Raw genomic sequence first — 10,877 nt, forward strand, 5'->3', positions numbered from 1 at the left:
TTAACAGAATATGCGGTGGGAAGACGAGTTGATAACCTGTTTTTCTACTTTAGCAGACAAACTGCATGAGCGGCGATGCCCTGTCCTGCTCCGGTAAAGCCAAGATGCTCCTCCGTTGTGGCTTTTACGCTAACTGCATCCAATGAAATTTCGCAGGCATGTGCAATATTTTCCCTCATCTGAGAAATGTACGGACGAAGCTTTGGAGCCTGCGCCACCACCGTAGCATCTATATTTTCTATTTGGTAGCCCTTTTCGCCAATTAATTCGCATACGCGGCTCAACAGCTTGAGGCTATCTGCCCCGGCCCATTCGGGGTCAGAATCCGGGAACCATGCTCCCAAATCGCCCAATGCGGCGGCGCCAAGCAGGGCATCCGCCACTGCGTGAGACAATACATCTGCATCGGAATGCCCCAAAAGACCAAGCTCATAGGGAACTGTTACTCCTCCAATGATTAAGGGACGCTCCGGCACCAAACGGTGCACATCGTAACCATGCCCAATTCTCATGTATAACCACCCTCCCTACTCATTAATACTGCCTGCGCAAACAAAATATCTTCGGGCGTTGTCAGTTTAATATTATCTGGTGAGCCCTCGCACAGGTGAACCCTGCCGCCGGTTTGTTCAATGAGCTGGCAGTCATCGGTATAATCACCGGCGACCGTTTTCATTGCAGATTCGTACAACTCACGGCGAAATACCTGCGGTGTTTGTACGTTCCAAAGCTGCGAACGCGGCGGGGTTTCCACTACAAAGCCTTGTTCATCCACTTTCTTTATCGTATCTCTAGCCAGAATAGCAAGAGCAGAGGCTCCAAAGCTATGTGCATCTAGAACTACCCGGTCAATTAGCTCTGGGCGAACCAAAGGGCGGGCGCCGTCATGAATGGCAATGTACGCGCAGTCCAGCGGTACAGCAGCCACACCACAAGCTACGGAGCTCTGACGGGAGTTTGCCCCCGCTACAATATGATACTGTTTTCGAAACAAATATTGCACAATCATTTGATTCATCTCTTCGATATCGCATTCCCGGCAGACTACAACCACTTCGTCAATTGTCTTTGCCTGTTCCATGGCCATCAGTGTACGTACAATGGCGGGAATACCGCAAAGTGGAAGCCATATTTTAGAATCGGTGCATTTCATTCGGCTGGAGCTGCCGGCTGCAACTACAATTGCGCAGCAACGGTTGCCATCTCTCATTTTATTCACCGTCTTTCTCACAAAACAAAGGCGCCTGCTAGCGGCACCCTTTTGTTTTATTATAGTATGGATTTTGCGCCATAGCAATTACAATGCTGTTACTTCATCAGAATTCAGAGTTCATTCATATTTCAAATAATAAATGTTTACAAAACTTTTGGATTGATTTTTGGAAAAAAATACGGTAAGATGAAATCGTCAAAACAGACAAAAAAAGGAGTGATGATTTGTGAAAGAACTAAGCCCAAAACGCGTGGCTGATTCCGCTGTGGAGCAAATCCAAATTGTACTGAGCAGTCATATTAACGGTGCAGGACGATTGTTTGGCGGCCAGCTAATGGAATGGATTGACATTGTTGCAGGTGTTGTAGCCCGAAGACATTCCAATCACAATACCACCACTGCCTCCATAGATAATCTGCAATTTAAAGAACCGGTTTATTTAAACAATACTCTTGTTCTGTACGGCAGAGTCACTTATGTTGGCAAAACCTCTATGGAAATACGGGTTGATACTTATGTAGAACACCTGGATGGCAACCGGAAGCTGGTAAACAGTGCTTATTTTGTGATGGTAGCTCTCAATGAGAATGACCACCCAACGCAAGTTCCTCCACTACTGCTGGAAAGCGAAGAAGAACAGGTGGACTGGAAAGCCGGCGAGCGTCGAAACGAGCTGCGCCGCCAGCGCCGGGTAGAACAATACTAAATTATAGTTTGAACTTTGATGAAATACCTTCCGATTGACTTAGTAAAAAGGAAGGTATTTCTTTTTACTAGGAAGCATGGCATTTTTCTTTCTCCTTTTGTTATTCTTAATATGGGGTGAAACAAATGAACGCGAAAGAACTGCTTCGCAAAATTCCTCTATCCTTTACCCACCTGCAAACAGAAGCAAGCTTAGTTCAGGTTTTTCTGGAGCAAAACGGCTTTTCAGCAACTACCCCTAATCTGCAAGAGCTGGTGCAAAAAGCGGAGCCAAGCATATGCGGCTTGCTGCGTACGTTACCGCCGCTAACTATCACCATGATTAAATCTATTTTAGAAGAAATGGTCAGCCTTCACGAAAGAGGAAAAAACGGCGTTATTTTTACACCAGAGTATATTGCGAACTACATACTGGAACAAACCATTCCTTCCCCCTGCCCCCAAAGCTGCCGGTTGATTGACCCAGCCTGCGGCAGTGGCTCCTTTTTACTGCCTGCTGCAATCCATTTACACCGTGTTCTTAAAATACCGATGAAAGAGATACTATCGAAGCATCTGTATGGAATTGATATTAGCGCTGACCAAACCCGGCGAACCCAGCTTTTACTCACTTTACTGGCTTTGCAGGTAGACAAAAGTGCAGAGGGGCTTCAATTCCACCTAGCCACGGCGGATTCACTTGACTGTAACTGGCCACAGCTTTTTGGTTGCAGCGATTTCAATTATATTGTGGGAAACCCACCTTATATCAATACGCACACCATTCCCAAAGAGGAAAGTGAACGGCTGAAGAGGAGCTTTCGCACCACTCGCCGGGGCACGTTTAATCTGTTCTATGCCTTTATTGAGCAAAGCCTGCACTTTCTTTCGGAACAAGGCTCTATCGGCTTTATTGTTCCCAACAATTACCTTTCCATTTCTTCCGCACAAGAACTGCGAAAACTATTGGGAGAACGCCGTGCGGTTTCAAAGGTGATTGACTTTGGGGAAAACTTAGTGTTTGAACCGGTTCATACGTATAGCTCACTTCTATTTTTAAATAAGCAGGAGAATCGAACTGTTTCTTATGCAAAGCTAAAGAAAAGTTCAGACATTCCTGCTGTTTTGAGTAGTACAGTTCCTTACCAAACGGACGCAATGCACTTACACCCAACCGGTTGGAAGTTTTTATCTATGACCGAACAGGAGAACATTCAAAAAATAGAGCAGGCGGGTGAATCCATTCAAAAGCAAATCCGAATTGGGATTGCTACCTTGCGCGACCATGTTTATTTTCTGGATGGTTATGATTCAGCAGCCGGTTATTATTATAAACAGCGTGGCAGAACTCGCTATTATATGGAACCGAATGTTGTAAAGCCCATTAATAAAATCTCCGAAATAACGGATGCTGCCTCTCTTGTAAAGGAACGACAGCACATTTTATTCCCTTATAGCGGTGACAACGACCCTAAAACACCCTATCGTATTCTGGGAGAAGAAGAGCTGGCGGCTCGGTACCCCCTGTGTTACCAATATCTGTTGGATTGCCGACCAGTGCTTGCCGCACGGGACAAAGGAAAACCAAACCCGGTAGCCTGGTATGCCTATGGCAGGAGCCAAGGGCTTAACTGCCGTGTTCCAAAGCTGTTATTACCTATGTTCAGCCGACGCCCAAAGTTCTTAATGGAGGCGGATGGAGAAATCCTCTTTTGCAACGGTTATGCGATTGCAGACGGAGGACGATACCCTCTAGCCGTATTGCAAACCATATTAAATTCTGGGGTTATGGAATACTATATCTCTCGTGTGAGCTACTCCCTACGAGGGGATTATAAATGCTACCAAAAGAAATACTTAAAGCATTTTTCCATCCCTGAATTAAATGAGAGCGAGATTGGTTTTTTGTTGTCTTGCTCCAACACGGAAGAAATAAATACCTTCTTATTCCAAAAATACAATCTTGTGCTTTAATTATATTCAAAATATTGCATGTGTTACCTATACTTTGGAAGCCATTTCTATATTCATAAAAGAATCATCCCCTGCCTAAGCAAGGGATGATTCTTGTTATTATAGATTATTTTGCAGGAACCCAGCTCTTGATTAAATCGGGATGCTCTTTTGCCCAAGCTCTTGCCACATCCAAAGGCTCGCCACCCTTTTCTTCTATGGCACCCATCAAATCGCCGAGCTCTTTTTCACTCATCTTGAAGTTTTTCAAGAAGTTCACAACCTCTGGCATGTCTTTTGATAAATCTTTCCGAGTCACAATGTGGATGTTTTCAGCAGCTCCATAAACACCCTTGGGGTCTTCCAGAACCTTTAAATCCCAGCGAGAGAACATCCAGTGTGGTTTCCAGCCGGTTACCACAATCGGTTTTTTCGCATCAATCGCCTTTTTCAGAGCGGCTGTCATCGTGGGGCCGCTACCGGGCAGGAGCGAATAATTCAGGCCATAATCTGCAATGGCTTTGTCGGTTGCTTTCATAATACCTGCACCGGAATCGATGCCAATGATTTCACCGCCAAACTGGTCTTTATTCGCATTCAGCTCATCAATGCTGTTTATCGACACATAGCTGGGGACCGCAAGGCCAATCATAGCATTTTCGTAGCTGACTCCCAAATCCTCCAGCTTATCGCCATACTTTTTCATATAATCCTCGTGGGTGGTTGGGAGCCACACATCCATAAAGGCGTCGGTATTGCCACTAGCTACGGATGTAAACACGGGGGCAACGTCCGCCATTGTTAATGTAACCTTATAGCCCATCTGGTCTTCCATCACGGCGGCCGCCAAATTGGTCATTGCAATTCCCTCCGACCAATTCACATACCCCAGCTTAACCGTCTTCTTTTCCGCTCCGCCGGAGCTACCGCCTGAAGGGCCGCACCCTGCCATTGCACCAAGAAGCATTACAACACTCATTCCAATTGCTACTGCTTTTTTCATTGTTTTCCTCCTTCGATCTTTGTCACTCTATTTATGGCACTTTTCAAAAGGCTGCTGTTTCCCCACGTTTTTAGGGAATGAAATCATGAAAAGCGGCAATCAACAAGTAAATCTTATGCCTTCTTTTTGTTCTTCCCAAGGCTCTGGGTAATACGGTCAATGACCATTGCAAGTATAACCACTGCAAGCCCGCCTTCAAAGCCTTGACCCATCTTCATTTGAGTAATACCCTGTAACACCACATTACCAAGGCCGCCTGCACCAATCATGGCTGAAATAACCACCATGGAAAGGGAAAGAAGAATAGTCTGGTTCAACCCCGCCAGAATAGTTGGCATCGCCATGGGGATTTGTACCTTCCACAATAGCTGGCCAGAGGTTGAGCCAAACGCCTTTGATGCCTCAACCACATCTCCCGGAACCTGCCGAATCCCGAGGCTGGTAAGGCGCACAACCGGTGGCATTGCGAAAATAACGGTTGCCACTGCACCCGGTACTTCTCCTAAATCAAAGAAGTAAACCGCAGGGATTAAGTAAACGAACGCAGGCATGGTTTGCATAAAATCCAAAACGGGGCGAATTACGTTATTGGCCTTGTCACTGCGTGACATCCATATGCCAAGCGGCAGCCCCAGTATCAGCGCAATCAAGGTGGCCGTTACCACTAAGGCAAGCGTTTCCATTGTTTGGCGCCATAAGTTCATCGATACAATTAATAGCAAACCGGCCACGGTAAAGATTCCAGTTCCCCTGCCGGCAAGCCTCCAAGCGATGACCGCTAGGATGGCAATGGTAACAAAGAAAGGAATTGCATTAAAAATAAAATCGAAACCATCAATAATACCGGACAAACCATTTTTTATTCCGGTGAAAAATGGCGCTAAATTTATGGTGAGCCAATCAATACCTTTTTCCACATAGTCGCCAATGGGTAGTCTAATCATTACCATTCACCTCTCCTACAATACCAGCCAATACAGACACTTTGAAAATGAGCCCTAAAAGTACATTCTCACTGTCTACAACAGCTACCGGGTATTTTGTTTTTAAGAACAAGGGCGAAATATCTTCAATTAACACATCCGGCCCAACGGTGCAAAAATCCTTTTCTAAAATGCTGGTAAGGTCTTCCTTCCCCTCACGAATCAGGCGAGTTACATCATCAATGGTAACAAGCCCAAGCAGGTTGCCCTGTTTATCGGTAACATACACGCTAGAGATTTCTTCTTCCCGCATTTGGTGAAGTGCCACACGCGCACCGCCCGTTACGGTGGTTACAGTGTCGGCTTCTCTCATAATCGACGATGCAGTAAGTATCTTTGATCGGTTTACTCCCTGAACAAACTTGCTTACATAGTCATTCGCAGGGTGGCTTAAAATTTCTTCCGGCGTGCCAATCTGCACAATCACACCATCCTTCATGATGGCGATACGATCACCCAGCTTTAGTGCCTCATCCAAATCATGTGTAATAAAGATGATTGTTTTCTTCATTTTGCGCTGCAAATTGAGCAGCTCATTCTGCATTCCTTTTCGAATCAGTGGGTCTAACGCACTAAACGCTTCATCCATCAACAATACATCTGGTGAAGTGGCAAGTGCACGGGCTAGCCCAACACGCTGCTGCATACCACCGGAAAGCTGAGATGGATATGAGTTCTCGTACCCTTTTAGGCCAACAACGGCAAGCATCTCTGCTGCTTTTTTCAGTCGAACGCTTTCGTCCTCTTTTTGAATTTCTAGCCCAAAAGCGACATTTTCCGCTACCGTACGGTGTGGTAACAGCGCAAAATTTTGAAAGACCATCGCAATCTTTTTTCTGCGAATTTCGCGAAGCCGCTCGGCGTTGCAATCTGCAATGTTTTCTCCATCAATCAATATTTCACCCGAGGTGGGGTCAATCAAACGGTTTAAGCACCGTATTAATGTAGATTTACCACTGCCGGAAAGCCCCATAACAACAAATATTTCCCCTTCTTCCACGGAAAAAGAAGCATTGTTTACACCAACACTGTGCTTGTGTTTCTTAAGTACAGATTCTTTGCTTTCACCTGCTTGTAAAAGCGGAATCATTTTTTTCGGGGTAGCACCGAATACTTTATATACGTTTTTGATTTCAACCTTTGTCATTTCTGCTCATCCCCCATTCACATTTTTCTACCTACTCTCATAGTAACAACCTATGTCCAAACGCTAAGTTGTTAGTACAATTATATTCGAGCATGAAATTCTTGTCAAATAAAAAATACGACAAAGCATTTTACTTCTATATAATTTATCCAATTTTGTTTAAAAAAATAAGGGAATTAAGGTACGATTCTCTTCTTTTTTATAAACATATCATAAATATAACTTTTAATTTTTAGATGAATTGCAGAAAATATAAAAATTGGATTTTTTTGCATGCTTCAATTTCGACTTAAAATTTTCATTTTTATTATTACCCAATTTTTTATAGAAAATCTTTTCAAATATACCTTGTATCGCATAGTAAGATGTGCTACACTGTATTAGGAGGTGAAACAATGGATGATTCGGAATGGGTTGCACAGCTTCGGCGTGGCATTATGGAATTTTGTATTTTAGCTCTCATTCACAAAAAGGCTTGTTATGGGTATGAAATCGTTTCAACTCTTGAGCAATATAACTACCTTTCTATTACGGAAGGCACACTATACCCTTTACTGCGAAGACTCCAAAAAGAAAACAAATTAGAATCTTATTGGCAGGAATCGGAAAGCAGCGGTCACCCGCGAAAATATTACCGATTAACCGCATTGGGCAATGATTTGCTTTCGAAAATGTCGTTGACATGGGTTGATTTCACAAAAGAGATAAACGACCTCAATAATCAAAAGGAGAGTGGGCTTAAGTGAATAAAGAAGCTTATATCCATGCGTTAAGGGCGAATTTAAGAGGGCTGCCTGCGGAGCAGCAGGAAGACATCATAGCTGAAATTAAACAGCATATGGATGATACCATCGCCGCCGGTAAGAGCGAGGAAGAGGTATTGCGCCGACTAGGTGACCCGAAAGATCTTGCAAAGTCCCTTGCGGGAGAGTATTATGTGGAAAAAAACAGCCTGCTAAAGGCGATTCCTTTTTTCGCTTCAAAGGGTGCCGCCAGTTTTTTTATGATTTTTATGTTTGGTGGTATGGCATTACTGTTTGGGGTAGGTGCAGTTGCTTCCGTAATTGGCGGAATCATGCGCACCTTTGGGAACGCAGCAGTTGAAATGACGATGTTTAATTTGCAGGTGCCACAGATTCTCAGTATACCTGCAAGCATGTTCACCGCTGCTCTGTTAGCGGGATTAGCATTTTTATGTTACCGTGTTCTGCGAAATTATTTTGTACGTGTGGTAAGCGATTATAAAAAGCGGATTCAACTGATACACTAAATAAAATCATATTTTCTGTGCAAAAAAAGACCATTCACCGTACATTTAAGTACAATGAATGGTCTTTTTATGATAAGAGCTCTTTATTTGATGAGACCCGCTTCCTTGTAAAAGCGTTCTGCACCTGGGTGCAGGGGAACCGGAAGATCCTTTGTTACAAAATCTGTGTCCTTCATGTTATCCAATGAATAATGAAGCTCATCCAAATCCTCTACGGATTGACGCAGAATCTTCGTAATGTTATAGACCGTTTCTTCGTCCATATCGGCATTTACACAAAGCACACACTTTACGCCAAAGGTTGGCACATCTTCCTTTTGACCGGAGTAAGTGCCCGCAGGGATGATTGTTTTAAGGTACTGCCCATTGTCGTCAAGTATCGCCTTTAGCTCGTCATCTGTGTAGCGCAGCAAGTGACAGGACTCACTTTTGAAAAGATCCTGCATCGCTTTAATTGGAATACCAGCAAGCCCATGCATTGCATCTATCTTCCCCTCTAGCATAGCTTTGCTTCCAGCACCCAGTCCGTAGTTCACTAGCTTTGTATTACTTGAATTAATACCCACTACCTGAAGTGCAATTCTAGCAGAAAGTTCTGTCGTAGAGCTTTCTGGCCCTACGGCTACACGCTTGCCAAGCAAATCGTGCACAAATACCGCGTTCGAAGTATCTTTCGCAATCCAGTTCGATTGACTGAAATACACCGCACCAATTGCTCGCAGGTCTTTCATTGGCTTGCCAGAAAACTCCTCTTCTCCCCAGTAAGCGCAATAGGCTACATCACCACTCACGAGGCCAAGGTCTATTTGCCCGCCCCGCAGCCCTTCAATATTGGTAAGAGAGCCATTTGAAGCGCCAATGTTAATCTTCATTTGAGGTATTTTTTCATTAATTACCTGAGAGATGGCTCGGCCTACGGGGTACATGGTACCCCCGCTGTCTGCTGTGCCAATGGTTAATACCTGAATGGGCTGTTCCTTTTGTGGGGTATTTGCGGAAGAACTGTTGTTTGCCGACTGACACCCGGTAATCATCAATGCAAAAATAGAAAATACCGCCGCAGATTTTCTTAAATATTGTGCTGTAGTCATTGACATCACCCCTCTCCTGTTTTAATGCCCCGTCGTCGCTAACTTTGCCGCCTTTTTTGCCGCAGGCAGCTTTCTGTTTCGTATTATACCATGGCTTCCTAAGTATTTCCAATTGATTTATGCACAAAAAAGAAACCAGTTTGCTTGGCAATTGTATTATGGGATAAGCATATGAAAAATGTTCAGCAAAAATGCAAAAGGCAGGCTTCAAAGAAACCTGCCTTTTGCATACCAAATTACTATTGTAGAGCAAAAAATGAAAATCTTATAAACAAATAAGTAATGAACACGTAGTTGAAAGAGATTGTTTTTTTACAGAGTTGCTACCCAAGGAGCAATTACAGTACAGAAGATGGGGTTAACAATGTCCAGTACGATTAATGCGAAGGGAGTGAAAACAACCCAAGCTACGTTTGCGGGGCCGTATTCAGAGATAACAGCGCGCATGTTTGCCATCGCGTTCGGGCCGGAACCAAGACCAATACCAACATGAGCAGCGGCCATAACAGCAGCATTGTAATCTTTGCCGCAAAGCATGAAGGTTGCAAGCCATACCCACAGGAACATGAGAACGATTTGGCAAGCAAGGATGATCATGAACGGGCCAGCAACATCGGCCAGCTTTGTAACGTCAATGGTCATCATGGTCATTGCGATAAACAGGTCGAGTGTAACAGAGTTGAGAACATCAACCTCTGCCTCGTTTACTTCGTAGCTGGTGTGGTCAAGAATATTACGAATAATAACACCACCGAGCATGCAGCCAACGAAATAAGGGAACTCAATTGCGGGGAGATTACCCACAGCAATTGCAATATAAGAACCAAGGCCAGCAGAGATAACAACTAGGCAAACACTTCCCATAAAGCTCTTTGCATTCAAAGGAGTTACGTCATTATCGCTTTGCTTGCTGACATCCACTTCATTTTTGTTTGCTGAGAGCTTATAACGCTTAATTAAGAAGCGAGATGCGGGGCCACCAATCAGGCTGGCAAAAATCATGCCAAAGGTTGCGCCCATAACGCTGATTACCGTTGCGTTAGCGGCACCGAGTGCTTCATACATAGGAGCAATTGCACCGGAGGTACCAACACCACCCATGAGAGACAGAGAGCCTAATCCAAGGCCGAGCAGCGGGTGCAAGCCCAAGGGCTTTGTCAGAAGAATACCCAGTAAATTCTGAGCTAGAATGGAACCAATGGTTGTAATGGTGATGCCAATTAGAAGCTTACCACCAGCATTCTTAATCAGCTTGGCAGAAGCCGTTAGACCAACCGCCGTAAAGAAGATATCCATAAAGAATTCTTTAAGAACCTTAACATCGAAATTAACGGTTAAAACTCCGCCATTCTTCAGGACAGACAATAAAATACTAACAATGAGTCCGCATACAATAACGCCTGGAATACAATAGGTTTGAAAAAATTTAACGCGCTTTACAAGACTACGGCCAAGCAGTACAACGAGGGCCGCAAGTGCACAGCTTTGCATTACGTCAAAAGATACTACCACAAAATCCTCTCCCTTATGTAG

Annotated in this window: 11 protein-coding genes; 4 read left to right on the forward strand and 7 right to left on the reverse strand. The window is 44.2% G+C overall.

Going from position 1 to position 10,877, the window contains the following annotated elements:
* Window positions 1-44: 44 nt before the first annotated feature.
* Both ispF and ispD read right to left on the reverse strand, forming a co-directional pair.
* Window positions 45-512 (reverse strand): 2-C-methyl-D-erythritol 2,4-cyclodiphosphate synthase, encoded by a 468-nt coding sequence (gene ispF / locus CAN90_RS10375; protein WP_085833752.1) that lies wholly within the window; start codon window positions 510-512, stop codon window positions 45-47.
* A complete protein-coding gene (ispD, locus tag CAN90_RS10380; protein WP_242953627.1) occupies window positions 509-1,231 on the reverse strand; it encodes a 2-C-methyl-D-erythritol 4-phosphate cytidylyltransferase in 723 nt (240 codons plus the stop codon). Before ispD ends, ispF begins: the two co-directional genes overlap by 4 nt.
* 208 nt (window positions 1,232-1,439) lie before the next feature.
* Between ispD and CAN90_RS10385 the strand changes: the two genes are divergently transcribed.
* The gene (locus CAN90_RS10385) at window positions 1,440-1,919 is read left to right on the forward strand and encodes an acyl-CoA thioesterase (RefSeq protein ID WP_085833754.1); all 480 of its coding nucleotides are present in this window, start codon (window positions 1,440-1,442) and stop codon (window positions 1,917-1,919) included.
* Between the two features lie 125 nt (window positions 1,920-2,044).
* Window positions 2,045-3,871 (forward strand): Eco57I restriction-modification methylase domain-containing protein, encoded by a 1,827-nt coding sequence (locus CAN90_RS10390; RefSeq protein WP_242953628.1) that lies wholly within the window; start codon window positions 2,045-2,047, stop codon window positions 3,869-3,871.
* A gap of 106 nt (window positions 3,872-3,977) precedes the next feature.
* Here CAN90_RS10390 and CAN90_RS10395 read toward each other — a convergent pair whose 3' ends face one another.
* From CAN90_RS10395 to CAN90_RS10405, 3 genes are all read right to left on the reverse strand, one after another.
* On the reverse strand, window positions 3,978-4,853 hold the full coding sequence (locus CAN90_RS10395) for a glycine betaine ABC transporter substrate-binding protein (RefSeq protein WP_085833756.1): 876 nt from the start codon (window positions 4,851-4,853) through the stop codon (window positions 3,978-3,980).
* Between the two features lie 113 nt (window positions 4,854-4,966).
* The gene (locus tag CAN90_RS10400) at window positions 4,967-5,797 is read right to left on the reverse strand and encodes an ABC transporter permease (RefSeq protein WP_085834340.1); all 831 of its coding nucleotides are present in this window, start codon (window positions 5,795-5,797) and stop codon (window positions 4,967-4,969) included.
* Window positions 5,790-6,983: a quaternary amine ABC transporter ATP-binding protein gene (locus tag CAN90_RS10405; protein WP_085833757.1), complete on the reverse strand. Its 1,194-nt coding sequence runs from the start codon at window positions 6,981-6,983 to the stop codon at window positions 5,790-5,792. The genes CAN90_RS10400 and CAN90_RS10405 overlap by 8 nt, the downstream gene beginning before the upstream one ends.
* 395 nt (window positions 6,984-7,378) lie before the next feature.
* Between CAN90_RS10405 and CAN90_RS10410 the strand changes: the two genes are divergently transcribed.
* Together CAN90_RS10410 and CAN90_RS10415 are read left to right on the forward strand one after the other, a co-directional pair.
* Entirely contained in the window at window positions 7,379-7,729 is a 351-nt protein-coding gene (locus CAN90_RS10410; protein WP_085833758.1) for a PadR family transcriptional regulator, read from the forward strand.
* The gene (locus CAN90_RS10415) at window positions 7,726-8,253 is read left to right on the forward strand and encodes a DUF1700 domain-containing protein (RefSeq protein WP_085833759.1); all 528 of its coding nucleotides are present in this window, start codon (window positions 7,726-7,728) and stop codon (window positions 8,251-8,253) included. Before CAN90_RS10410 ends, CAN90_RS10415 begins: the two co-directional genes overlap by 4 nt.
* 83 nt (window positions 8,254-8,336) lie before the next feature.
* On the opposite strand, the gene CAN90_RS10420 is transcribed toward CAN90_RS10415, so the two are convergent.
* Window positions 8,337-9,350, reverse strand: a complete 1,014-nt coding sequence (locus tag CAN90_RS10420) for a TAXI family TRAP transporter solute-binding subunit (RefSeq protein WP_242953629.1) — start codon at window positions 9,348-9,350, stop codon at window positions 8,337-8,339.
* A 306-nt stretch (window positions 9,351-9,656) separates the two neighbouring features.
* A complete protein-coding gene (locus CAN90_RS10425; RefSeq protein ID WP_242953630.1) occupies window positions 9,657-10,856 on the reverse strand; it encodes a sodium/glutamate symporter in 1,200 nt (399 codons plus the stop codon).
* Window positions 10,857-10,877 lie beyond the last annotated feature (21 nt).

This window comes from Clostridium merdae, assembly GCF_900176635.1.
Taxonomy (GTDB): domain Bacteria; phylum Bacillota; class Clostridia; order Oscillospirales; family Acutalibacteraceae; genus Faecalispora; species Faecalispora merdae.

Bases quoted from the DNA above. Each gene is read 5' to 3' on its own strand.
- CAN90_RS10405 (WP_085833757.1), bottom strand. From the start codon at position 6,983: ATGACAAAGGTTGAAATCAAAAACGTATATAAAGTATTCGGTGCTACC.
- CAN90_RS10390 (WP_242953628.1), top strand. From the start codon at position 2,045: ATGAACGCGAAAGAACTGCTTCGCAAAATTCCTCTATCCTTTACCCAC.
- CAN90_RS10420 (WP_242953629.1), bottom strand. From the start codon at position 9,350: ATGTCAATGACTACAGCACAATATTTAAGAAAATCTGCGGCGGTATTT.
- CAN90_RS10410 (WP_085833758.1), top strand. From the start codon at position 7,379: ATGGATGATTCGGAATGGGTTGCACAGCTTCGGCGTGGCATTATGGAA.
- CAN90_RS10400 (WP_085834340.1), bottom strand. From the start codon at position 5,797: ATGATTAGACTACCCATTGGCGACTATGTGGAAAAAGGTATTGATTGG.
- ispF (WP_085833752.1), bottom strand. From the start codon at position 512: ATGAGAATTGGGCATGGTTACGATGTGCACCGTTTGGTGCCGGAGCGT.
- CAN90_RS10395 (WP_085833756.1), bottom strand. From the start codon at position 4,853: ATGAAAAAAGCAGTAGCAATTGGAATGAGTGTTGTAATGCTTCTTGGT.